Below are 23315 nucleotides of genomic sequence, written 5' to 3' on the forward strand. Positions count from 1 at the left end.
TATTCCAGCTCCATTCATTAAGTTCCACCATCGCATAACACCCGAAACGCTCGGGCCTCACGATAGACAAACGGAAAGGAAATCCCTTGAAATCAAAATCACTTGTAAGCCGCTTCAGCACCGCCATCGTTAGCTTCTCTCTGGGAACACGAGGCGAGTCCAAAATGGCCACCCGCATGTTTCTCGAAATCGCAGAGGAAGAACTCTGCACGTCGCAATACCTGCAGGACCGGCTTGACGTCGTACAAGCCACAGTTAGCCGAACCACCCGCCAGCTGGGCGCTCGGAGAAATGGCAAGACAGCTTATCCTCATCTTGTGCAGAGTTTCCCAGATGCGGAAGACCCCAAAAAGTACCGCTACTGCTTGACCGAACGCGGGCGTGAAAAACTCAATGAGCTTTTGGTCATCTTGGAGGGGGAAACAGAGCCTTCCACATCGACCGGCTGACGAGCCCTCGTCCCACACAGCATCTCAGCTTTCGCCTCCACTGCCCTGCTCGGCACTGGGGGTTTTTTATTATGCCCGGTTCAAAAAACAACCGCGCCGACCAAACCATGACAAAGGAAACCAATGACTAATATTCAATTTGACGAGAACGGGAAACTAATCCGCCCCGGTCAACAACAAGCTGCACTGGCCCCAGCTGCAACCACCACAACAAAACGGGGCCTCTCGCTTAACGGCGGGGGGCCTCTTGGCACGGCGAAATCGACATCTCAATGGACCTGCTGGCCACGGGGGCAACTCCAGATTTGGTCACCGAAGCAGCCCGAAATCAGCACCGAGACAGCCTGATCTGGGCGTGAATTTCTGGTCCGCGAATATTAAGCAATATCAACGTCTTAGAATTAGGTTCCACCATTGATAAATGCCCCCGCTACACTATAGCTATGCTAACGCTTTGAGTGTAGCTACCTGTGGCTACTCCCCTCCCCCGTTATATCCCATAGTCATAGTTCCTATTGCTACAGCCATTGGGGATGACCCAGCCTCCTTGGCTGTGTTTTGACATGTAGCTACAGCCCCCCAACGTATTTTCGTTGGGGGGTTTTTTGTTTTAAGGCATCTACACTTGGTTAGGGGTCGTTCTCTAAAATGGCGATTGATCGAGGGTTGTGTTGGTTCTCGGGCAACTTGGCCAAGATGATATCCCAATCACTTTCAAAGTCATCAAACCTGATGATGGGGCGTTGTTCAATGGTTGTGAAACCCGCTTCATCACGGGTCATGAGTGTCAAGATTACTTCCCCACCTATACCTATTCTCTCCGAACGCGGGCGAGCGCGATCCTCGTTCTTTTGCTGTGCAACGAACCCAACGAATTCTTCAAGGCTACTAAGTTCGGGCACTTCTCCTGAATTTGGGGCGGGTTTGACAGCCATCCCGTTTGACAATGAATGAGATGCAAAATCATGAGTTGAACGGTATGCGTAGCCGACAAACGCGCTCTCCCTTTCGCACCAGCCATAGGTGTAGACGGTACTCGTCGCTCCGCTCATATCAACATTTTGACAGTCCGGTTGATTGAGCAGCTCCAACCAGATTGATCGGAGAATACCGGGCGCGTATTCATCGAGGTGTGCTATATCGCTGAAAACACAGTTGCTGTTAGCGTGGGCAAAGAACTGTTGAACCAGAGGCTGCGCTCCCGTACCTGCAATGCACAGACCTGCATGGGGCAACGCAAAGACCTTTGTCGCCATAAAACCGGGTCTGCGATCTTCATAGTGTAACGCCAAAGTATCACTTAAAATAAGGACGTGCTCAGGCGAGAGTTGCCAATTCAATGCGGTCATAAATGCGCCTCCATCAACCATGTTGAAATTCAATGACCAAACTATTGCTATAGTAGCAGTGAAGCAGCGCCTATCGGAGGTCAAGCAGCCCAATGAGAATTGGGAAGGCGATTGAGCGCCACGTTCTTTGCCCGCCAATTTTGGTTCAAAAATCTGAGCGCTTTACTATCTATACGTAGGGGAAGCGTTCCCCCCTTCACCTCCGCGCCGTTGGTGTGGCTGGAAGAAAAAGCCGGGGGGTGGGTGTCGCGTAAACTGCGCTGACCGTTGCGAAGCCGTGCAAAGTGCTGGCTATGGCTGGCTAATGGTCAAGGGTCGCTGCCGCCCCTCCCAGTAGCTTGAGAGCGTCACACGTGACGCTGATAGGACGACCAACGTGACAGGTGCAGCTTCACCTTCCCAGCGCAAAGCGTCAGCTCTCCGGCGCTTGAACGATCCAGCTGTGGGCGACAGAACGGCAGCAGAGATCCGTTGTTCTCAAGCGTGATTGCGCCAATGAATGGGAGTGCGACAGTGTAAGTTTTCATGGGTCTTCTTTCGTTCGAGTTCGATTGAACCGGACGCTACGCCGCGCATTCCAGAACTGCACTGAGTCAGTTTGACTCACCTGTCGGAAATTAAGTTCCACCAATGATCTGGCACGGGCTTTTCAATTCGAAGCCCCCGCGCTGCTGGATGCTATCCCCTCATCAATCAAGAATTGGAAATGAACATGAAACGCTGGCAAGCAACCATCAAGTATCGCTCAGAGGCTGGTTCGGTCAAAGAAACACACGAGGTGGAAGAACTCCACGAAATCCACGACATTGTAGAAGCAGGCTATCACTGGGACTGTCTGATCTACATGCGCGTCGAACGTATCAATCACTCGGTCAGTCCGACGCTTACAATCGAAGCTGCAGCGCAGCTGTAGCAAAAACAGATTTGCAACTTCGCTGCGGAGGGCGGCAGCTCTCCCCGGTGGCTTTGTATGACCGCACTTCTTTTTGTCCGCAAGGGTATACTTCCACGTACACTGCCGGCACTGCGCGAAGGGCTGTCCGTTAGGGTTGACTTCCGCCAACGTACACCTTTATCAGCGTACAGAACCTATACGGACACGAGGACGACATGAGCAAGACCATCCTGTACGCACGAGTTTCGACTGCTGACCAGACGCTTGACCATCAGCGGGCGCAAGCTGAGACTGCTGGATTTGAGATTGACGAGGTGGTATCCGACCACGGGGTTTCAGGTATCAGCACCACTCTGCAGGAAAGGCCCGAGGGAAAGCGGCTGTATGATAAGCTGCGCCACGGTGACACGCTGGTTGTTCGCTGGGTGGATCGCTTGGGCCGTAACTACCAAGACGTAACCGACACGATCAGGCACTTTATGAGACAGGGTGTCGTCGTGCGGACGGTGATCAACAACCTCAACTTTGACGGGGCAACAACAGACCCCATGCAGGAAGCCGTGAGAGACGCACTGATAGCCTTTATGGCTGCTACCTCACAAGCACAGGCAGAGGCCACTAAAGAGGCCCAGAAGGCGGGCATAGAGGCCGCACGGCAGGATGAAACCAAGTACCGTGGAAAGAAGCCGAGCTATGACAGGGAAACGCTAACAAACGTCATAGACATGCTGGCTAAGGGCGCAGGCGCGTCAGAGATCGCGAAGGCAACCACGCTAACACGGCAGACTGTGCTTCGGATCAGAAATGACCCAGCTGCAGCACAGGCATCATTAGCCAAGTGGGGTCTTTGATCTTACTTCTTTCTTTTGATTTGTTCTTTTTTCCAGCCCGACGAAAGCCACGACGGATGTATGAATACGCAACCGTTGCGCTACCAATGAGAGAAAGCTATTGCTGTCGAGAAGACAATAAGTTGAGCTACTTATGCAAACTGTACCAGCCTCCACGCAACATGCCACCTTCACATGCCCAAACCCAGACTGCACCGCGCTTTCCCCACAGAAATGGCACTCGGCTCTCGGAGTAGAGCGGGATGCTCCGCCCCATGACGAAGATATTCAACGCTTACCGGGTGCCCGCAGCGACAACATCCAAAAGCTGACCGATCTTTTTTCTGGGGTTTATTTGCCCGACCTTGGCATGTCCGCTCCAGACAACGACACCTACGAAGCCAGACGAATACAACGGCTGTGGATAGCCGAATGCTTCGCTTGCAAAAAGCTGTCGATATGGGTCGATAAAGAGCTGGTGTATCCGCTCACAGGCACTGCAGACATGCCAAACGAAGACCTGCCACCGGACATCAAAAACGACTTTCTTGAAGCTCGAGCCATCGAGGCTTTGTCACCGCGCGGCGCGGGTGCATTACTTCGCCTCGCTCTTCAGAAGCTGTGCGTCGAACTGGGGCAACCCGGCAAGAATTTGAACGCCGACATTGGGGCGCTTGTCGCCAAGGGTATGAGTGTCAAAGTGCAGCAAGCTTTCGATGTTATTCGGCTGGCAGGTAATGGGATGGTCCACCCGGACAAGGACGGGCTGGGCGACACGAGGGAAACGGCCTCAATGCTCTTTGGTCTCATCAACTTGATTGCTCATGAGATGATTTCGGAACCGAAACGCTTAAACGAATTCTATCTTTCGCTCCCGGAAGACAAGCGCAAGCAAGTCGAGGATAGAAACGCGAAAGCTATTCGAAGAGCCGCTCAAGAACAGAATTGAGCCCGTTCAAATCATTGATTTAGAGACGCCTTATGAAGATATTCCCACCGGAACATGACATCTCAATTTATGAAGTTGGATTTGAGGGAAACGATCTACTTGAACGGACGAATGATAGTAAACGCCTCTCCGAACTTGTTGAAAAGATAGAGGACCCACTGGTTGTTGCGCTCGACGGCGATTGGGGAACTGGAAAAAGCCACTTCCTAAAGTGCTGGGTCGGGGCACATTCTCTCGAGAATGATGGTGATGCTCTCACGATATATGTTGATGCGTTCGAGAGTGATTTTCTGGATGACCTTTTGGTCGCACTTACCTGTGCCTTGCAAAAACGGTTCGATAGCACAGGCGACCCGCCGTCTGGGTGGAATAAAGCAAAGAGAGCAGGAGCGCTGCTCTTTCGTCCGGCGTTGAAGATAGGCGTTGCTGCCCTGACTGCAGGTATCGTTTCTCGGGCTGACGATGTTGTTGACGCCGCCGTGAACCAAGCTGCCGAACAAACCAATGATCGGATTGACAAATTTTGGGCACAAGAGGCCAACAAGCTACAAGCGATCAAAGATTTCAAGGAAGCGCTGAACGAAGTGACAAGTGCCACCGCGTCCGACGAAAACGCAAAACGACTGGTTCTCGTCGTGGATGAACTTGATCGCTGCCGTCCTGATTATGCCCTCGCTATGCTTGAGGTTATTAAGCACTTTTTTGCGGTGCCGAATGTGCATTTTGTCTTGGGTGTAAACTTGAACGAGCTACAGAACAGCGTAAGGGCAAGGTACGGAGCAAAGATCGACGCACGAAAGTACCTCCAGAAATTCGTCACTCTTTCCTTTCATTTGAACAGCTACCTGTCGGACCCGAACCAAACAGCGGTGGCGCATTCCTACTTCAACCAAATGGCAGAACAAATGGGCATTCCTAAAGGTCGGGTAAGCTTGGCAAATCGATACCGACCTTGGGTAAGTTCAGATCAGGACGTTTCTATTCGCGACTGCCAGCGGGTTCTGTCCGCGTTGGCCATGATGCCGGAGATTGAAAAGAAAGTGGATGGCATTGGGGTGTTGGCGACTGGCCTTGTAATCCTCAAACAATTCCACCCCGTTGTTTACCGGGCAGCTATCAACGGCACAGCAACATTGAAGGACATATGTGCTTGCCTTGGGATGGTCTTTCCAACCGAAGACACAGACATCTACGAAGTGGATACCTATCTGGCGTATGTCTGGGGGAAGGCCTTGGGACACGTGCTACCGGATCAATTCAGTGAGAGAGATTACGGGTATCCCTTTGGACATCACGGGATCAGGCACGAGGATTTGGTGCAACGGATCAACCGAGACTATGTCGGTAAGTTTACCCTTGAAACTACTGGAGCATCGTAGTTGTCCAATCGACCTCAACAAGCGGCAACGTTCTGGCCTTTCGACGCGAACTATAGTTAGGCCGCAGGTTGTTCTGGTGCGTCGCCCAATGCCAACAGCAAAAGGGCGGCCAGTATTGGCGATCCGACAAGACCGATTAGAAACCAGACCAGACCAGACCGGTTGCGCCGTCCTGCCATAGTGATCGGGAGAATGTAGAGCCAGATCACAAAAACCACGCCGATTAAAAAGCCAATCAGAATGAATGCGTTTTCCATAAATCGTTACCCTCCAGTTCAATTGTCCGCATTCAGCGGCGGACGATGGGTGTAGCGCAAGAACGCTTCCAACATCTCACGACCGTCACGGCGCGACAGATCAACTGGTTGCCCGTCCAGCATAGCGCTTGTGATGACACTGACAGTGCCACTTTTGGCCCGCAACGCATCGAACAGCCTTGGGTTGGTATTGCGCTGTTTCCAGTGACGATAGCGAGACATACGCACTCGCAGATTAATCGATTGACCGATGTAGGCCTGACCGTCTGGCCACGCGAACAAGTACACACCACTCACGGAACCCATACGCGGAAAAACCGGCTTCCCGTCGTATGTGATCTTCCCCACTTCGGACCATGAATTTACTGCCAGCAGCATGGTTTTCCTATCGCTATACCCAAACCTTTAAGGCGTCTTTCTACCCTGTTCCTGCAGAGCAGTTTCTGCACGAAAACCAGCCATCCTATTGAGATAGTTCTAAATTAAGAGAGCGGCATTGCGTAGCGGCTCTTTCTCAATTGCCGTAGCCAAAGTGCCTGTCCCGATACTCTCGGCAGACCCCTTCAATACCGGGGAACAACGAACCCGGAGAAATCCCCATAAGCCCCAGCTGTTGAAGCACGGCAGCTCGCTCTTCTACCGACAGGTCGAATACTTTGAGGTACTTTTTGTCATTCTCTCTTTCGCGGTGCTGGATGTACAACTCTATATCGTCGAGATTCGTTATCGCCGCAATCGACTGTTGTGGAAGCGCCCTGTCATTTCCCAAAGCCAAAGGCTCCATTAACGAGAAATGTGGTGGACAATGGGTCATGTGGAGAATTTGGATGTGATCCTCCATCCACTGCTTCTTGTCGAACATGAAAACACGGACAGGTTTCGATGGATGTAAAGTAGGGTTGGCTGAAGCGAATGCAAAATACGCGGCAATGTATGGTGAGTATGTCCAGTCCAGCATGGGTGTCGGATACCCGTGATGCTGTAGCAAGTGCAGAAACGCGGCGTTGTGTTCGCCAGAATTCGAGTCAAATACATACCGAGTTTTACCCACACTCGCGTGTCGTATTCTTGGAATATCGTTATCCCAATAGCGAACGAGGTCTTTTCGTTTTGTCCGATGGAATGATGTCTGCAAACGCCATGGTTCGGACTGCCCTCTAAAGATGTACCGATAAGGTTCTTTGGCGAGATTTGCGACTACTTGCTGAAAGGCAACCCAATTGGTCACTCCAGCTTCGCCAGTATAACCCGAAGGTTCACTTGCATTACCTTTGAAAAGATTGACACTCCCACTCTTATTGTTGTCCGAGGACCAACTTCCAGTCAGCTGACCTTCGTTAAGCGTAAGGTTGCATTGTAGCAAACCGGGAAAATCGACGCCTTCCAACCGACTGCGATCCACCAGATACGGCGCATCAATTTCGACAGCATGTGCAGGGACAGCAAAATCAAGCTGACTACCTTCAGGTATCGCATTCACGGGGCAAAAGGCATTGAAATTGTCTGGATCAGCATCGAAGGCATGGAGAGAACCCTCCAACCACCCGTCGTGCTCCTCTAAATCCAGAACAGCAAGTCCTGTTTCTGCGCCATCAAAGCCTCCGATCCACTGCCCTGCAAATTCACTCACTGCTCGTCTCCGGGTTCGTTACGCCCAAAGTATTCAGTCAGGAAAGCAGGAAGTACAACCATGGAACTCTCGTGTGAGCGCTGAGTTGATGCTTTCCAGTCATTAGGGTTCTTCGTAAGAAACAGTTACAGATCGCCACATGCCATCGATCCATTGACCGCGAGTACACTAATGGAGTACATCAAGGTAAAGGCGGCGGCTGCAATGCGCCATAAAAACAAGGGCCTCGCGGTGAAGTCGTGGGAGTTCGAGTCTCTCATCACCCACCATTCCCTTCATTTTCAATGGTTTACTCAGGGTCTTGTAACGAGAACTTGGAGACTATTTGAGGATGAATGCACGGGAATCGAAACTTCAAAACCGTGTTGGACTACCCAGAGGATTGTTCCTTAGAGGTAAAGGGTACGCACTTAACTGCCTTGGAGGAAACAGCTTCTTTGGATCGGTCCAATGGAAAATCAAAATGATTTCCTCGGGAGAGACCTTTGGGAATGAGATTAGGCTATACTGGATTGATCACACCGACCGATCTATGGGCTTTCGGCTGCTCGGTCTTTGGAGCACCTCACCGAACTTTGCGGTTACAGCAACCTGCAACCTCTTTGGAAGCGGGACACCCTAGCAAAGGGCGGGGCGTAAGCCTCGCCCGTGCGGGCTAGAACCTGTTTTCTTTGCACAAGGCTGGTTGCGAATTTGCTCAACCCGCACCGATATCGAGTATTCAAGGAAAAAGGCGAAGCCGACATTCCCTTAGCTTATGCCGAACGTCAGTCCTGCGGACTTTCCTGCTCTTCGTGATGGCCGTTTAAACGTCCGCTTTGTAGTGCTTTAGAAACATCGCGACACAATCGTCCAGTACGTCTTTCGGCGTTGGGTTCTCACCAAGGAAGAACTCTGGCCAGAAGAAGAAGTTTTTTACAAGCGCCAGAAGCTGGTTGGTCGCAAGAACCGGATCAGCCTTTCGGATCACGCCTGCATCCATGGCTTCGCTGATCAGCCTCGTTATTGGGTAATCATGTGTTGCTGTTTCAGTGAAGAATTGCCGGGAACGTTCAAGGTCACGGATCAATTCTGAGATGACCATCCGGTTCAATCCGATGGCGGTCTCATCGGTGATCACCCCAATGTAGCGCCACAAGGCGTTCTTCAGTTGCTCAACGAAGTCTCGATCCGGATCATAAGGCACTGGCTCCATGCTCCGGTTCTGCTCCAGCATGATCTGTGAGATCGCCTCAAAGAGAGCCTCCTTGCTCTCGAAGTGATTGTAGAGCGTGCGACTCGATACGTTCGCTTTTTTCGCGATTGAAGTGGTCTTTGCCCCCAGAAACCCCTGCTCTTTGAACTCATCGATGGCCGCATCGATGATATCTTTTCGTTTCTTTTCAGTGCGTTTCACGAATTCAGCCCCAAAAGTAAAAAGAAGTGTTTACAAAAACACTTGCCTCACCATAAGTAAACTCAACGATTTACTTTAGCAAGGCGCAATGCTGCCTGATCCCGAAAGGACCAAGACCATGACAACTCAAAATCTCACAGCGGGCAAAAACGAAGTCACCTTCAAATCCTTTGGCGTGGATTTGGCGGGCGATCTCTACCTGCCCGAAGGCTTTGATGAGACCAAGACCTACAAGGCCATCGTGGGGGCCAGCCCGTTCCCTCAGGTCAAAGATCAGATCCCGGCTACTTACGGGCCGGAAATGGCCGCGCGGGGTTTCATCTACCTCGGTTTCGATTACCTCGGCATGGGCTCGTCCCCTGCGCTGCCCGGTGAGCACAAGCAATCCCGCTACATGTTCCGGCTCATCGAAAACACCTGGGACGCTGTTTCATACCTGGGCACGCTTCCTTTCGTTGACGAGATTTACGGTCTGGGCGTATGCCAAGGCGGCTCGATCATCGCATCGGCGGCAGTCACCGACCATCGCATCAAGAAAATTGCAATGGTGTCGGGCATGATGGCGGCAGATGGTTTTCAATGGACCGACCGCAACATGGTCAATCAGCAAATCGCGGCCTCGAACGCCTCGATGCAGAAGATGTATGAAACCGGCGAGCCGGAATACGTTGCACCATTCGGGCTGAATGATGAGCAAACCCGAGAAGAATTTGTTGGATCGGGTGTCAACCCGATGGCCGGAGAATCCTATGACTACTACGGGCGCGATGGAGTCAAAGGCCCGGTCGCGGTTCCGACATACACCAACATGCATATCGGCGATCAGGGCATGCAGTCTCTGATTTCCATTGGAGAAGCTTACGCCGACAAGATCGTGCAGCCATCCCTGACAATTTACAGCAGCACGGCCTTCACAGCCCCTTGCTCAACGCAGTTCGTTGAGAAGCTGACGAATGAACATGAGGAATTGGCGTTTGATGAGTTCTCTCATGTGGACTTCTACTACAAGCCCGAGGCAGTAGAGGCGTCGACGGACGCTGTAGCAGAGTTCTTCAATAGATGAAGTGATGAGGCAGAGGTCATACAGTGGTCTCTGCCTCCTTGCCGACAAGCGGAAGTTAGATCGAGGTTCAGCAATGGCCGCTTAGGGCTCAAAGCAGACATCAGGCTAAGACGCAGCATTGGCTGTTAAAGGCAGAAAAGCGGTCTTTCGCAGCGAAATGAGCCTACGTCGGCTAGTCGCAGTGTTTTGGCAGCTGCTATACTCTTCAAGCCAACCTTGGTTAGCTAGATGCACCTAAGCAGGGACAGCAAAAACTAGGCCAACTTTACACATTTCGAAAGTTGTCAGAAATGGCCAATTTGAGCCCGCGCACTCAAGCAGACAGGCCGCATGATTTTGATCCGAAAACCCTCAAGACTCTCACTTGTGATGCGCTCAGAGCCTAACGCGTTTGTGCACACAGCCATATATTTTGTACACTCTTAGGAATAACCTTTCAGGATTGACATGAATTTACATCGAAGCAACCGGGTCAAGGCACTAGTGCTGGCAAGCTTTGCAAGTATGGCGTTCGGGATTGGCGCTGCGGCCTCTGAGCGGCTACCGGCGCTACGCGTCGTACAATCAGGTCATAGCCTCACCGATGGCGTCATCGGTCCGCTTGAGATCATGGTGCGTGTAACCAGTATGCGTGGCGGCAAACTGGACAAGGCTACAATTCCGGGCAGTCCGATGGAGTGGCGATGGGAAAATGCGAGTAACCCGGATATCCGTCAGCCTGAGGTGATGGCCCGTTACGACGTTCTAGCAATCACCGAACGTGTCGCACTGACAAACACAATGGAACATCATGACAGCAAACACTGGGCTTTGCATTGGGCGAGCCATGCGTGGGAGCATGGCGCGAATGGTGATGGCGCTCGGTCCGTGCTCTATGCAAGCTGGGTCGATATCGAAAGCGGTCCGGGTTTTGAAAATCGCCACAACGACCCTGAAGCTCATTTGACATTTCGCGAACGACTGCCGTTGGAGATGGTGCGGTGGCAAAGCATTCTTGATCACGTCAACGCAAACCGGCCCGATGGGATGCCTGAAATGGACATGATCCCTGGCCCTCTGATTATGGCTCGCGCTTATGACGAAATTGCATCAGGCACAGCCCCGGGGCTCAATGATATTCACGACCTTTTTTCAGATAGCATTCACCCCAACAAGATGGGTAACTATCTCATCGCACTGGCACATTTCGCGGTGATCTACGACGGCGATCCACGTGGCTTGCCGCCAACGATGCTGACGCAGGGCGGGCCGGACAAGGTGCAGGCGGCATGGATGCAAGAAATTGTCTGGGACGTGCTTAACGAATACGCAGAAACATCAGGCGGCCCCTAATGAGCCCTGTGTAGGTCGGCTTACGCCGTTCACGCGCACCCTGGTCCGGTTTGGGCCTTCGCTCCTGCTGGGTCCAAAACAGCGAACGGAAGCAATGTCCGCAAAGTGGACGTACAAGCAAGTCGCCGAAAACGATCGCAATTCGGACAAACCCGATCTCCAACTTTGCGGACGGAATGTCTGCTTCTGTTATTTTGTCTTGAAGTCAGGCGATTTAGCCAACCGCCATTCAACTATAGACTGAGCTACTAGACCGCTCGAGCTCCACACTGTTAACTCCGATATTACCCATGTGGAGAGTTATTCGCTCTGCTAGCCTTTGTTTGCACAACTCCGCTACGGCCGCTGGCAAGCCTTGCAACTCCTCTTTCCTCGCAACGACCGTCAACGTGCGCGACAAACCCGAAACAGGCAATTCTTGCAATCGCAAAGCCATGTTTTCAACGAGACCATCGATCAACAGCGTCGGGGTCAAAAGGCTAAAACCCTGTCCTGTCGAAACGCAGGAAGTCACCATGCTGGAGCGATCTGCCTGTATGACTTTGTCAGGCTCGAAGCGCAGTCGTCGCAGGTGCTGGGCAATCTGGCGTCCTGCATTGGTCGTATCCCCGAAACGTACAAGAGGCAGCCTTGTCTGGATTGCTTCCAGGCTTTCAGTTGGCCCGTTGTATGCTTCAGGAAGAACCAAGAGGTATTTTTCGGTCAAAATGTGATGCCGTTCTAGCCCGTCCATGTCCAAAAAAGGGTTTGATGTAATTGCCAGGTCCGCCTGCTTGGTGCGCAAGAGATGCTCATGGTTACCGCTTTGCCCGGCGTGCAATGTGATATCTTCGACGTTGAACATCTTTTGCGCAAGATCGATCAATGGCGGTGTAAGGGTTGTTGCAACGGAGGCTTGAATGCCCACCCTTAGCAGCGTCAGGGACTGGCCACCGACATGGCGCAACTCGGTTTCCATATCCGACAAAGCATCAAGTATCTTTTGCGCTTTGCCGTGCAGTCGTGCACCAGCGTATGTCAGTTTTGCGGGTCGCGTGCTGCGGTCCAGTAGCGTCGTGCCGAACGCCTTTTCCAACGCGGAAATGTGCTGAGATGCGGCGGGTTGTGACAGACTCAGCAGGCTCGCTCCAGCCCGCATTTGACCTGTTTCTGCTACCGCAAGGAACACCTCAAGCGAGCGCATAAGACTGGGTGACATTTTATAGCGATCAAGCACGGCTCATCCTTAGTATAAGAATCTCTAATGCTATTTAGATTTTCTTGGGTTTGGTCAATCGCTGCGGCATCGTTATCACATGTCTCGCATACGCACCTCTCGCCGCAAAAAAACGGCAAAGCAACGCTCACCGAACGACGCGCGTGCGCCATTCATTTTGCGCAAGCTTTCAACCTTCGGTGTCCTCAGCGATGCCGGGCTTGAGCAGATTGAGGCAAATGCCGACACCATCCTTTCTGAGACGGGTATGGAATTTCAAGACGATCCTGAGATCCTCCTGATTTTTGCGGATGCAGGGTGCGATGTAGACGGCACACGGGTACGGTTCGCGCCCGGCTTTTGCCGCCGGACCATCATGGCAACCGCGCCAAGCCAGTTCATACAGCATGCCCGCAACCCCAAAAACACTGTCCAGCTTGGCGGCGATGCGACGGTTTTGTGCCCGTCCTGGGGTCCGCCTTTTGTGCATGATCTGGATCGCGGCCGGCGTTATGCGAGCCATGAAGACTTCAACAATCTGGTAAAGCTACACCACACACTGCCATGGCTGCATCATTCGGGCGGTGTGGTTTGTGAACCTGTTGATCTGCCCGCCAACAAGCGCCATCTGGATATGCTCTACGCTCATATCCGCCACTCTGACCGCGCGTTTATGGGTGCCTTTATCGGTGCTGAACGGGCGGGCCATGCAATTGACATGGCACGCATTGTTTTTGGCGACATCTCAGAGAAGCCCGCGTTATACTGCGTGTCTAACACCAATGCGCCTTTGGTGATGGACAGCCATATGTCTGGCGCGCTGAAAACCTATGCCCGCGCGGGCCAGCCCGTCGCCTGCACGCCCTGGGTGCTGACTGGGGCGATGTCACCCGCGACCGTGGCCGGCACGCTTGCGCAAGTGCTGGCCGAATCCATGGCGACAATGACGTTAACCCAACTGGTGAACCCCGGCACGCCTTGTCTGATGGGCAGCTTCGCCTCGACCATGTCGATGAAATCCGGCGCGCCAACTTTTGGCACACCTGAGGCCGGGTTGATGGTTCTCGCCGCGGGGCAACTTGCGCGCAGGCTCGGGGTGCCCCTGCACACTGTTGGCACACTAAGTTCGTCCAAACTGTCCGATGCGCAGAGCCAGCAAGAGGCCGCGTGGGGTCTGATGATGTCGATGTTTGCCGGTGCCAACTTGATCAACCATGCGACCGGCTGGCTCGAAGGGGGGTTGGTGACCTCGTTCGAAAAAACCGTGATTGATCATGATCTGTGCGGCAAGATCGGACGCTTTTTTGACGGGATCGATATGAGCGAAAATGCTCAGGCGATGGAGGCTATTGCCACAACAGGGCCGGGGCAACATTTCCTTGGGTCTGAACATACGCAAGCCAACTTCATGACTGCGCTCTTTCGCCCGTGGACACCCGACGATAACTCGTTCGAGCAATGGCACGCGGCAGGTGAACAGGATGCGGCCGTGCGGGCCAACGTCATTTGGAAGGAACGACTAGCAGGGTATGAGGACCCCGGCCTCGACCGAGACATTGATGCAGCTCTCAAGGACTACATCGCCGCCCGCAAAGCCGAAAAACCAGATCAGGAATACTTCTGATGGGCCTGGCTTTCTGCAATCTCACACATCCGCTCGTAGAACGGTACGTGATGCGCAGCTATGTCGGTATAGGGTTCTCCGAGCTGGTGAAGCTCTGCTTGGAAGTCGACCGCTTCAGGCGCCTTGATCGCCCCGCTTTGCAGCACTTCGGTATGCCAGCTTTGAACCGAACCCCATCCATCCGGCACAGCATCGTTCCACGTGAACGCATGGTCCAGAAACGTAAGCCCCACATGTGCCCAGTAGCGGCGCAACGTGGTCTGCGGATCATTGCGCAACTGATCTGCAGTAATCACCAACGGGCTATGGCCCAGCTCGGTCAACGCGCTGTAAAGCCTGCATTGCGCCTCATGTCCCAACTCCAACTGCGTAAACTCAGGATCGCGCTTTGCGTAGGAAAGCGCGGCTTCGATGGGATTGCGCACCAAAAAGGCGTGGGTCATTTCGCCCGCAAACCCTGCATCGCGGGGCAGTCTGTCGGCGACGTAGTATGCCATGTCCTTGAAGAAAACCAGACCACCCTGCGCGGTCTTGCGGATCATGGCGCGAATTTCATCGTAGGTCACCGGATGTCCCGGTTCCGGAGTGAAACCCGGAAAAAGCCGATCCTTGGTCGTAAGGTAGTGGTGGTACATGAACGGTTCGTGCAGGACCGACAGATCACCACGCTCGCGCATGATCCGTTCAAACGCCGTCGAAACCGAGCGTGGGTGGCACCACAAAGCATGTATAGTCATGTGGTTAGCCTAGTGGTGCTGAAAAGCTTGCGTCAACAGGGGTTTGCATGAGCCGCATTTTGATCATTGGCGGCGGCGCAATTGGCCTTAGCGTAGCCTATCATCTTGGGAAACGCGGCGCAGATGATGTCACGTTGCTGGAGCGCAACCAGTTGACGTCGGGCACCTCCTGGCATGCGGCGGGGATTGTTGGCCCTTTGCGCGCGACGCCCAATATGACGGTACTTGCCTCTGCCGCGCTTGAGGTCTTTCCGGCGCTGGAGCAAGAGACAGGCATGTCCACCGGATATCGACGCACCGGGGGTTATTGGCTGGCGCGCGAACCGGCGCGCATGGACGAATTTCACCGGATTGCTGACCTCGGCGCGACGCAAGGGTTAACGCCAGCGGTGATCGCTGCGCGCGATGTTCCGCTGCCCGCGCTCGATCTTTCAAAACATGTCGGCGCATTGCATGTGCCGGAAGACGCCAATGTGAACCCGGTCGACCTATGTATGGCCTATGCTCGTGCCGCCAAGACCCTCGGTGTAACGATCCGTGAAGGCGTCGAGGTCGAAAGACTGATCACCGAAAACAGGAAAGCAAAGGGCGTGGCATTTGCTGACGGCACCACTATGGAAGCGGACCAGGTGGTCATCGCGACAGGAGCCTGGTCGCGAGAGCTGGCTGCGACTGCCGGGGTCGCGCTACCGCTCCAAGCGGTTGAGCATATGTACGTTGTGACCGAACCCTTCCCCGATCTGCCCGACCCTTTCCCAGTGATCCGCGATCTGGATCGAGGCATCTATATCAAGGGCGATGCCGGAAAATTGGTGATTGGCGGATTTGAACCCAATGCCAAATGCTGGAACCCATACGGGCCAGAAGGCAACCGACCTTTCCTTGAGATGGCAGAAGACTGGGATCAGTTTGCCCCTTTTATGGAAGCGGCTTTGGAGCTTTGCCCCGCGTTGGAGCACTTAGGCGTGCAGCATTTCATGAACGGCCCCGAGAGCTTTACCGCCGACACACGCCCACTAGTCGGGGAAACTGACGTTGATCGTCTGTTTGTCGGCGCAGGCATGAACTCGGTGGGCGTTATGTCCTCGGCCGGGATCGGACGCGCCTTGGCCGATTGGATGGTCGATGGCCAACCGCCAATGAACATGTGGGAGGTGGATGTCGCCCGGGTCGACCCACTTACGGCAACGCCCGCGCATTTGGAAGCACGGATGGAAGAGGCCGTCGCGGACCTCTTCAACCTGCATTGGCCTTACAAACAGCCCAAGGCCGGGCGCGGGATGCTTAGGTCCGCACTGCATGATCGATGGGCTGCCCTTGGGGCGCAGTTTGGACAAACCGCCGGGTGGGAGCGAGGGCTTTGGTATGGCGAGGCGCAGGCGTATTCTATTGGCGCTCAAGGATGGTGGCCGATTACCCAAAACGAAGCTGCGTCTATGGCCAAGGGCACGGCCCTGATCGACCTCAGCCCCTTTACCAAGATAGACGTCACGGGGCCGCGTGTTCTTGACGCGCTGAACCAGCTTTGTACCGCGCAGATGGACGTCGCTATCGGCAAAGCAGTTTACACCCAAATCCTGAACGACCGTGGCGGGATCGAGATGGATATCACCGTCTCTCGTCTCGCCGACAGCCGTTTCCATATCACATCGGGTGCCGCGACCCGTGCTCGTGACTTTGCGTTCCTGCGACGCAATCTGGCCGATGGCGTGACGCTAACGGATGTGACCGAGGAGTTTTGCACACTTGGTGTCATGGGCGCAGGCAGTGGCCCGGTGCTGCAGAAACTGGATGCCGGGGTCGCATGGGCAAATGCGCCAATGGGTCAGGTGTGCGAATTTAAGGTCGAAGGCCAAAGTGCGCGCGCCACCCGCGTAAGCTTTGTCGGTGAATACGGCTGGGAGTTAACCCTTCCCAATGCTGTCGCAGTGCGCGTTTTCGACGCGCTCATCGCTGCAGGCGCTGCGCCGCTTGGGCACTATGCGCTTGATGGCTGCCGGATCGAAAAGGGCTTCAAACACTGGGGCCATGACATTGATCCGACCGTCACACCTTTGGAAGCGGGGCTTGGCTTTACCATCGACTGGAATAAGGACTTCACCGGCAAGGCAGCTTTGCAGGAACAAAAGGAACAGGGCACCCGCAAACGTCTTGTCCTGATGCAAATCGAAGGTTCGGCGTTGATTCTGCACGATGAACCCATCTTTGAAGAAGGTCGACATGTCGGGTTCACAACCTCCGGCGCGCGTGGACCTCGCACCGGGCTGAACCTTTGCTTTGCTCTTGTGTCCACCGACCCAAGTGAGGCGAAAGCTCAAACTTGCGCACGTAGTTTCACGGTAAAGGTCGCTGGCAAAGACTATGCTGCCACCCCGTTGCAGCGCCCGCCCTTTGACCCGAAAAATGAAAGGATGCGTGGACAATGAGCACCGTGACCAAGGCACAGGTTGTCATCATCGGCGGCGGCGCGATGGGCGTCTCGCTGATGTATCATCTGGTCAAAGTGGGTTGGACGGATGTGCTGCTGGTGGAGAAGAACGACCTCACCCATGGCTCAACCTGGCATGCAGCGGGCCTGTGTACCCATTTCGCGCACAATCCGACGATTCAGGAACTGCGTGCCACGTCCGTGCGACTCTATCGGGATATTCTGCCACAGGAGACGGGCCGTGACTGCGGGTTTCACACCACTGGCGCAATGCGGATCACGCGCAACCCGGACCGGATGGATGAGTTTCGCCATGTCGCAGGCCTGTCGGATTTCACGGGCTATCCGCTGGAAGTCCTGACACCCGAACGCATCGCCGAGTTGCATCCGCTGGCAAGACTCGACGGTCTGTTGGGCGGAATCTATGAACCCGATGACGGCCACGTCGATCCCACGCTTGCCACCAACGCCATGGCCGAGGTGGCGCGCCAGGGCGGCGCGCAGATCTGGCGCAACTGCCCAGTAACCGCGATCCGGCGCGATGGCGACCATTGGTTGCTCGACACGCCCAAAGGCACGGTTGAGGCGGTACATGTAGTCAACGCGGCTGGCACTTGGGGATGGGAAATCGGCCAAATGATGGGGCTGAACATCCCCACTGTCCCGGTGCTACACCAATATCTGGTAACCGATACTGTACAGGTCGTGGAAGACCGGATTACTCAGGGGCTGCCTGAACTGCCGATCATCCGCGACCCCGAAGAAAGCTGGTATGTCCGGCAAGAACGCGATGGGCTGATCCTTGGACCTTACGAAAAAGAGGCACAGGTCTGGTCCGTGGATGGCGTCCCGCCCGAATTTGGTGCGGACTTGCTGCCGCCTGACCTAGACCGGGTAGAAGATATCATCGAGGCGGCCATGGCAAGCATTCCAGCGCTGGAAACTGGGGGCATCAAATCGGTCATCAACGGCCCCATCACCTTTACCCCCGACGCCAACCCGCTGATTGGTCCGGCGCATGGGTTGCAAAACGCGTGGTTGCTGACCGGCTCGTCCATGGGTGTGATGGAGGGCGGCGGCGCAGGCTGGTTCCTCGCGCATTGGATGACCCATGGCGCGCCGCCTATGGATGCGCTGGCAGTGGATAGTCGCCGCTTCGGGTCCTGGGCAGATCGCGACTATCGCGTGGCCAAAGCCATTGAGTGTTTCGGCTTACAATTTGGTGTCCACTATCCCCACGAGGAACGACCTGCAGGTCGTGGCCTGCGTCTGTCTCAATTGCATGAGCTGATGGTCGAACGGGGCGCGGTAATGGGAGCGGCCCATGGCTGGGAACGGCCAAACTGGTTCACCGATACACCCGGCGCAGAGGCGATTGAAACCTTCCGCCGCGCCAATTGGTTCGATGCAGTGGCCGCCGAGGTCGATGCCGCCACCAATCGCGTTGCGATGGCCGATCTTTCGGTGTTCTCGAAATTCGATGTCACCGGGCCGGATGTGGCGGCGTTCCTTGAGGCGCTCGGATCCAACCGCGCGCCAGAACCGGGGCGCATCTGCCTGACCCATATGCTAACACCAGCAGGTGGGGTATTGTCAGAGCTCACCGTCACCAGATTGGCCGAGGATCATGCCTACCTGACCTGCGCGGCTGCGGCCGAGGAAATCGACTTGGATCAGTTGATCAAGGCAGCGGCGGCGTTCGAGGTCACCGTTACCAACCGCTGCGAAGATCTGGCCGTGATCGGTGTCATGGGCCCGAAATCACCCGATGTGTTGCCCGAACTCACCAGCATGCCGTGGCTCACCGCGCAGGCAACCGAGATCGCTGGTATCCCCGTGCGAGCCCTGCGCGTGTCCTACCTTGGGGAATGCGGGTGGGAGCTGCATGTTACGCGCGATCAGGCCGTTGCGCTTTTCACCAAACTGGAAGAGACCGCCCAACCCCATGGCCTTGGCTTTTATGGCGCCTATGCCGCCAACTCGATGCGGCTGGAAAAGGGCTATCGCGCTTGGGGAAGCGACCTGACAACGGAACGCAGCCCGCTAGAAGCCGGACTTACACCCTTTGTCCGCAAAGACTTGCGCAACACCCTACGTCAAGAATGGGACATGGTTCTGCTGGAGATTGAGGCAGGCGAAGTCGATCCGTTCTATGCCCACACGCTTTGGCATCGGGAGCACCCGGTTGGGATCATCACCTCCGGTGCTTATGGCCATCGCACCGGCAAGGTGCTCGCACTGGCGTACCTGCGCGACCCAACCGCACGCGAAAACTTGACCGTTTCCATCCTAGGGCAGCACAGGCGGGCAACCATTCTGCCGCGTCCTCCATATGACCCTGACAATACCCGTTTGAAAGCTGGAGCCGCCAAATGATCGAACATCCCCTGCATACCGAGTGGAACTTTGACAGCACCGCCGCGCGGCGTGATCGGTTCTATGCGGCCTCACTGACCCGTTTCACACCGTTCCAGGAACCAATCGTATTTCAGAAGGGGCAAGGTCAGTATCTGTGGGATACGGACGGGCGGAAATACACGGACCTTCTGGGAATGAACGTCTGCATCTCTGTCGGCCATTCGCATCCCCGGGTCGTCGCCGCAGCGATGGAACAGGCGCAAGAACTCACCCATTGTACGACCATGTTCTATCACCCGACGCCTGCGCATTTGGCAGAGGAACTTGCTGCCACAATGCCAAAAGGTCATGACTGGGTGGTGCATCTTACCAATTCGGGGTCTGAGGCCATCGACCTGGCCATGACAATGGCGCGGACCTTCACCGGCAATCTTGATTTGCTCGCTTTGAGGACCGCCTATCATGGACCGACCGCTGCAGCGCAATCAGTCACGGGTATTTCTGGGTGGCGGCACCCGGGCATGCCCGGCAACGTGGCCTTTGTCGCTGATCCGAACCAGTATCGCGGCATTTTTGGCCCCGGCACTGCGCCTTATCTTGATGAGATCACCCACACGATCAATGCCGCTACATCCGGCCAGGTGGCCGGGATTTTGGTTGAGAGTGTGCAAGGTTATGGCGGTATCCACCAGATGCCGCCGGGATACATGTCGGGGGCGGCGGAACGAGTACGCGCAGCAGGTGGGCTCTATATCGCGGATGAGGTTCAATCCGGTTTCGGCCGCACTGGCGATCACTTCTGGGGGTTTGAGGCGGACGGCGTGGTTCCCGATATAATTGTTATGGCTAAAGGTTTGGGCAATGGCTTTCCTATCGGCGCCGTTGTGGCCAAGAAACATATCGCAGAGCCAATGGCCGAGAAGTTCATGTTCCACACCTATGGAGCGAACCCGACCTCTGCTGCCGCCGCGCGTGCCGTCCTTGCGGTAATGCGCGATGAGGGTTTGCAAGAGAACGCAAAGACCGTTGGTGCAAAGCTGTTGGAGCGCCTGAACGATCTGAAAGCCAAGCATAAGGCCATCGGAGATGTTCGAGGCCACGGTCTGATGCTGGCACTGGAATTCGTGATCGACCGCGACAGCAAAACACCTGACAAGACGATGACGTCCGAGGTCTTCGAGGCTTGCCGCGCACAAGGAATTATCTTATCGAAATCCGGTCCGTTCCAGCAATGCCTACGCATGGTGCCCCCGCTTTGCCTGTCTATGGAGGATGTGGATCAAGTCACAACGAGTCTTGATCAGGCGCTAGGCGATGCGGCGATTCAGGTATGAACAGCACCAAAAAGTGTAGTGTTCATGACGCGGCCAGGTAACAGCGTGAACAAGCCAGTTACCACAAGCGCCAAAGCAAATAGGGATATCATAAGCACCTTGTGACGGTTGATGTCTCCCTGACGTGCCGCCTTGCTCGCCAGAAAAAGGCTAACAAGTGTAACCGGAATCAACAGGTGGATGGGAGAGTAGCTCCCCCATAACCGTGTCTGGTGCATGAAAACTGCGGTAAACGCCGTTCCCGCCATAAGTAAGGCCCAAGCATATCCGAACAGCCGAAGACAGTGGTTCACCTGATAGGTGCATGATGCCTTAATGACTGAGACGCGCGGCACGATCTTTGTAGCTTTTGGACCAAGCTTGCTGCCAGCGCGGGCTGATGAGTTGTGCCCTCCTTTTTTCGTCGACTTTGAGCCTTCGGCCATTGATCGGCCCATGTACAACCAGCGCACCCGATACCTCTTCGCAGCTGATATATTTATCGGGATGTGCTGCTTTCCAGGTGATCAATCGGGCGCTTTCGTTTTGGGCATTGTTCTTTGCCAACCAGTGCCAAAGCTGATCTTTGGATGTGATCACGATCTCATCCATGGTGCCCCAGGTAGATCATGTTCAGGTTATCCGCTGCAGAAAGGCTTCGGCGGTCGTGACGTGCTTGTCTTTGACATCCGAGGACATGCGCTCAGCCGTGCGGCACATCATTGCCCATCTTGGATTGCTGGCAAGCGTGCCCGCGTGTTTCAGGATGAAGCGCCAATACAGACCATCCCATATGTCGGCCCACGGCCCTTTGCCCCAATGGCTCATTTTGCGGATGTAGTTTGAGCCGGAAAAATAGGGCTTCGTTGTGATCAGCCCGCCGTCAGCATGCTGGCTCATGGCATAGGCGTTGGGAACCATGACCCAATCATAGCTGTCCACGAACATCTCCATGAACCAGCGGTAAACATCGTCAGGATCGATCTCGCAAAGGAACATGAAGCCACCCAGAACCATAAGCCGCTCGATGTGGTGGCAATACCCGGTTTTAAGCACCCTGCGGATCGTGTCGTCCAGCGGATCGATCCCTGTGCTGGCGTCGTAGAATGCGACTGGCATAGTGCGGCGATGGTTCCAGTGATTTGTGGTCCGCATCTTTACGCCTAGGTCATCATAGGTCGCCCGCATAAATTCACGCCATCCGATGATCTGGCGGATGAACCCTTCCACCGAATTCAGCGGAACATTTCTGCGATAGGCATGGGCGAGCGTTGTATTCAAGACTTGTTTCGGCGTCAAAAGTCCAATGTTCAATGCGGGCGTCAGGACAGCGTGCCAAAGCCAGCTTTCGCCTTCGACAATGGCATCCTCATAATCGCCAAACCGATCAAAGCGCCGTTCCAAAAACTGATTTAGCCAGTCGGCAGCTTCTTTGTGGAATGTTGGGTAATAAAGACGATCCAGTGTCCCCAGAGCGTCCGGAAACTCGGCAAGAACGCTGTCTTTTGCCGTTTGATCAATTGCATCATGGGTCGGCCAATCAATCCAAGGCAGGCTCTTGAGCAGCGCTTTGGGGACTTTCTTTCGATTGTCTTCGTCATAGCTCCACTGACCGCCCACCGGTTGATCGCCATTCATCAGCACGTTCAAACGGCGGCGTTGGCTTTTGTAGAACTCCGCCATGAACCAGCGCTTTCTGCCGGTCGACCAAGCCAGGTTATAGTCTTGTGTGTTCAAGAAGCCTGGGGACGGCTGTAAGTTGATTGTGATGTTTGTAATACCCGCCGCCGCACTTAGGCGTTTTTCGGCGATAAAATCGACAGGATCGACCATGTTCACTTGATCGACGCCGAGTTCTTGCAGGTTCTGAAATAACCGCAAACACGAACCCGCCTCCCGTTCATAGGGCCAGATCGTCGCGTCGAAACCCTGCCTAATCAGATCGTCGCGATATCGGGCCATCGATGACCGGTGCAGCCAAAGCTTTTGCTTGTGCATGTTGGCGGGATAGATCGGGTCGCCAAAGAATAGAGGGTCTTCAAAGAGCACCACTTTGTCCGGCTGGGGAGTCAGACTGGGATGTTGGGCAAACAGTTGGTTAGGGAGCAGCAGGGCAGCGGTTGACAAACTG

21 protein-coding genes are annotated in these 23315 nt (G+C 54.6%); 11 read left to right on the top strand and 10 right to left on the bottom strand.

The annotated features are described in order from the left end of the window. Positions 1-164: 164 nt before the first annotated feature. Positions 165-449, top strand: coding sequence for a hypothetical protein (locus tag ACR0A1_RS19450; protein ID WP_480868888.1), 285 nt, complete (start codon positions 165-167; stop codon positions 447-449). Positions 450-1078: 629 nt separating this feature from the next. On the opposite strand, the gene ACR0A1_RS19455 is transcribed toward ACR0A1_RS19450, so the two are convergent. Both ACR0A1_RS19455 and ACR0A1_RS19460 read right to left on the bottom strand, forming a co-directional pair. After that, the gene (locus ACR0A1_RS19455) at positions 1079-1798 is read right to left on the bottom strand and encodes a hypothetical protein (protein WP_480868890.1); all 720 of its coding nucleotides are present in this window, start codon (positions 1796-1798) and stop codon (positions 1079-1081) included. A 347-nt stretch (positions 1799-2145) separates the two neighbouring features. Continuing rightward, on the bottom strand, positions 2146-2325 hold the full coding sequence (locus ACR0A1_RS19460) for a hypothetical protein (RefSeq protein ID WP_480868891.1): 180 nt from the start codon (positions 2323-2325) through the stop codon (positions 2146-2148). A 185-nt stretch (positions 2326-2510) separates the two neighbouring features. On the opposite strand from ACR0A1_RS19460, the gene ACR0A1_RS19465 reads away from it, so the two are divergent. The 4 genes from ACR0A1_RS19465 to ACR0A1_RS19480 all read left to right on the top strand — a co-directional run bounded on the left by ACR0A1_RS19465 (position 2511) and on the right by ACR0A1_RS19480 (position 5851). Beyond that, positions 2511-2711, top strand: a complete 201-nt coding sequence (locus tag ACR0A1_RS19465) for a hypothetical protein (protein ID WP_480868893.1) — start codon at positions 2511-2513, stop codon at positions 2709-2711. A 197-nt stretch (positions 2712-2908) separates the two neighbouring features. After that, positions 2909-3544 carry a recombinase family protein gene (locus ACR0A1_RS19470; protein WP_480868895.1) on the top strand — a complete coding sequence of 212 codons (636 nt, stop codon included), beginning with the start codon at positions 2909-2911 and terminating at the stop codon, positions 3542-3544. A gap of 133 nt (positions 3545-3677) precedes the next feature. Then, the gene (locus tag ACR0A1_RS19475; RefSeq protein ID WP_480868896.1) at positions 3678-4472 is read left to right on the top strand and encodes a DUF4145 domain-containing protein; all 795 of its coding nucleotides are present in this window, start codon (positions 3678-3680) and stop codon (positions 4470-4472) included. Positions 4473-4504: 32 nt separating this feature from the next. Continuing rightward, entirely contained in the window at positions 4505-5851 is a 1347-nt protein-coding gene (locus ACR0A1_RS19480; protein ID WP_480868898.1) for a KAP family P-loop NTPase fold protein, read from the top strand. A gap of 56 nt (positions 5852-5907) precedes the next feature. Here the strand turns inward: ACR0A1_RS19480 and ACR0A1_RS19485 are convergent, their stop codons facing one another. The 4 genes from ACR0A1_RS19485 to ACR0A1_RS19500 all read right to left on the bottom strand — a co-directional run bounded on the left by ACR0A1_RS19485 (position 5908) and on the right by ACR0A1_RS19500 (position 9134). After that, positions 5908-6108: a hypothetical protein gene (locus ACR0A1_RS19485; RefSeq protein ID WP_480868900.1), complete on the bottom strand. Its 201-nt coding sequence runs from the start codon at positions 6106-6108 to the stop codon at positions 5908-5910. 18 nt (positions 6109-6126) lie between these two features. Further along, complete coding sequence (locus ACR0A1_RS19490) at positions 6127-6486, bottom strand: GIY-YIG nuclease family protein (protein WP_480868902.1); 360 nt, start codon at positions 6484-6486, stop codon at positions 6127-6129. Between the two features lie 136 nt (positions 6487-6622). Beyond that, positions 6623-7738: an FRG domain-containing protein gene (locus ACR0A1_RS19495; RefSeq protein WP_480868904.1), complete on the bottom strand. Its 1116-nt coding sequence runs from the start codon at positions 7736-7738 to the stop codon at positions 6623-6625. Between the two features lie 805 nt (positions 7739-8543). Further along, positions 8544-9134, bottom strand: coding sequence for a TetR/AcrR family transcriptional regulator (locus ACR0A1_RS19500; protein WP_170566497.1), 591 nt, complete (start codon positions 9132-9134; stop codon positions 8544-8546). A 118-nt stretch (positions 9135-9252) separates the two neighbouring features. Here ACR0A1_RS19500 and ACR0A1_RS19505 point away from each other — a divergent pair, with 118 nt between their 5' ends. Together ACR0A1_RS19505 and ACR0A1_RS19510 are read left to right on the top strand one after the other, a co-directional pair. Further along, positions 9253-10197 carry an alpha/beta hydrolase gene (locus ACR0A1_RS19505; RefSeq protein WP_480868905.1) on the top strand — a complete coding sequence of 315 codons (945 nt, stop codon included), beginning with the start codon at positions 9253-9255 and terminating at the stop codon, positions 10195-10197. Positions 10198-10644: 447 nt separating this feature from the next. Next, positions 10645-11529, top strand: coding sequence for a hypothetical protein (locus tag ACR0A1_RS19510; protein WP_480868907.1), 885 nt, complete (start codon positions 10645-10647; stop codon positions 11527-11529). A gap of 229 nt (positions 11530-11758) precedes the next feature. Here the strand turns inward: ACR0A1_RS19510 and ACR0A1_RS19515 are convergent, their stop codons facing one another. Beyond that, entirely contained in the window at positions 11759-12727 is a 969-nt protein-coding gene (locus ACR0A1_RS19515) for a LysR family transcriptional regulator (protein ID WP_480544667.1), read from the bottom strand. A 97-nt stretch (positions 12728-12824) separates the two neighbouring features. On the opposite strand from ACR0A1_RS19515, the gene ACR0A1_RS19520 reads away from it, so the two are divergent. Beyond that, positions 12825-14348: a trimethylamine methyltransferase family protein gene (locus tag ACR0A1_RS19520; protein ID WP_480754246.1), complete on the top strand. Its 1524-nt coding sequence runs from the start codon at positions 12825-12827 to the stop codon at positions 14346-14348. On the opposite strand, the gene ACR0A1_RS19525 is transcribed toward ACR0A1_RS19520, so the two are convergent. Then, positions 14333-15085, bottom strand: coding sequence for a sulfotransferase-like domain-containing protein (locus ACR0A1_RS19525; RefSeq protein WP_170396015.1), 753 nt, complete (start codon positions 15083-15085; stop codon positions 14333-14335). The genes ACR0A1_RS19520 and ACR0A1_RS19525 overlap by 16 nt on opposite strands. 47 nt (positions 15086-15132) lie before the next feature. Between ACR0A1_RS19525 and ACR0A1_RS19530 the strand changes: the two genes are divergently transcribed. The 3 genes from ACR0A1_RS19530 to ACR0A1_RS19540 are packed head-to-tail and all read left to right on the top strand — an operon-like array spanning position 15133 to position 21205. After that, complete coding sequence (locus ACR0A1_RS19530; RefSeq protein WP_480563026.1) at positions 15133-17511, top strand: GcvT family protein; 2379 nt, start codon at positions 15133-15135, stop codon at positions 17509-17511. Continuing rightward, complete coding sequence (locus tag ACR0A1_RS19535; protein ID WP_480868909.1) at positions 17508-19889, top strand: GcvT family protein; 2382 nt, start codon at positions 17508-17510, stop codon at positions 19887-19889. The genes ACR0A1_RS19530 and ACR0A1_RS19535 overlap by 4 nt, the downstream gene beginning before the upstream one ends. Beyond that, positions 19886-21205 (top strand): aspartate aminotransferase family protein, encoded by a 1320-nt coding sequence (locus tag ACR0A1_RS19540; protein ID WP_480754242.1) that lies wholly within the window; start codon positions 19886-19888, stop codon positions 21203-21205. Before ACR0A1_RS19535 ends, ACR0A1_RS19540 begins: the two co-directional genes overlap by 4 nt. Positions 21206-21517: 312 nt before the next feature. Here ACR0A1_RS19540 and ACR0A1_RS19545 read toward each other — a convergent pair whose 3' ends face one another. Then, entirely contained in the window at positions 21518-21796 is a 279-nt protein-coding gene (locus ACR0A1_RS19545; RefSeq protein ID WP_480868911.1) for a YdeI/OmpD-associated family protein, read from the bottom strand. Positions 21797-21817: 21 nt separating this feature from the next. Next, a complete protein-coding gene (locus ACR0A1_RS19550; RefSeq protein WP_170396006.1) occupies positions 21818-23311 on the bottom strand; it encodes a cryptochrome/photolyase family protein in 1494 nt (497 codons plus the stop codon). Positions 23312-23315 lie beyond the last annotated feature (4 nt).

This window comes from Ruegeria sp. D6 (assembly GCF_056534365.1).

Bases quoted from the DNA above. Each gene is read 5' to 3' on its own strand.
- ACR0A1_RS19480 (WP_480868898.1), top strand. From the start codon at position 4,505: ATGAAGATATTCCCACCGGAACATGACATCTCAATTTATGAAGTTGGA.
- ACR0A1_RS19490 (WP_480868902.1), bottom strand. From the start codon at position 6,486: ATGCTGCTGGCAGTAAATTCATGGTCCGAAGTGGGGAAGATCACATAC.
- ACR0A1_RS19465 (WP_480868893.1), top strand. From the start codon at position 2,511: ATGAAACGCTGGCAAGCAACCATCAAGTATCGCTCAGAGGCTGGTTCG.
- ACR0A1_RS19505 (WP_480868905.1), top strand. From the start codon at position 9,253: ATGACAACTCAAAATCTCACAGCGGGCAAAAACGAAGTCACCTTCAAA.
- ACR0A1_RS19545 (WP_480868911.1), bottom strand. From the start codon at position 21,796: ATGGATGAGATCGTGATCACATCCAAAGATCAGCTTTGGCACTGGTTG.
- ACR0A1_RS19510 (WP_480868907.1), top strand. From the start codon at position 10,645: ATGAATTTACATCGAAGCAACCGGGTCAAGGCACTAGTGCTGGCAAGC.
- ACR0A1_RS19485 (WP_480868900.1), bottom strand. From the start codon at position 6,108: ATGGAAAACGCATTCATTCTGATTGGCTTTTTAATCGGCGTGGTTTTT.
- ACR0A1_RS19535 (WP_480868909.1), top strand. From the start codon at position 17,508: ATGAGCACCGTGACCAAGGCACAGGTTGTCATCATCGGCGGCGGCGCG.
- ACR0A1_RS19540 (WP_480754242.1), top strand. From the start codon at position 19,886: ATGATCGAACATCCCCTGCATACCGAGTGGAACTTTGACAGCACCGCC.
- ACR0A1_RS19460 (WP_480868891.1), bottom strand. From the start codon at position 2,325: ATGAAAACTTACACTGTCGCACTCCCATTCATTGGCGCAATCACGCTT.
- ACR0A1_RS19530 (WP_480563026.1), top strand. From the start codon at position 15,133: ATGAGCCGCATTTTGATCATTGGCGGCGGCGCAATTGGCCTTAGCGTA.
- ACR0A1_RS19450 (WP_480868888.1), top strand. From the start codon at position 165: ATGGCCACCCGCATGTTTCTCGAAATCGCAGAGGAAGAACTCTGCACG.
- ACR0A1_RS19470 (WP_480868895.1), top strand. From the start codon at position 2,909: ATGAGCAAGACCATCCTGTACGCACGAGTTTCGACTGCTGACCAGACG.
- ACR0A1_RS19455 (WP_480868890.1), bottom strand. From the start codon at position 1,798: ATGACCGCATTGAATTGGCAACTCTCGCCTGAGCACGTCCTTATTTTA.
- ACR0A1_RS19515 (WP_480544667.1), bottom strand. From the start codon at position 12,727: ATGTCACCCAGTCTTATGCGCTCGCTTGAGGTGTTCCTTGCGGTAGCA.
- ACR0A1_RS19520 (WP_480754246.1), top strand. From the start codon at position 12,825: ATGTCTCGCATACGCACCTCTCGCCGCAAAAAAACGGCAAAGCAACGC.
- ACR0A1_RS19525 (WP_170396015.1), bottom strand. From the start codon at position 15,085: ATGACTATACATGCTTTGTGGTGCCACCCACGCTCGGTTTCGACGGCG.
- ACR0A1_RS19475 (WP_480868896.1), top strand. From the start codon at position 3,678: ATGCAAACTGTACCAGCCTCCACGCAACATGCCACCTTCACATGCCCA.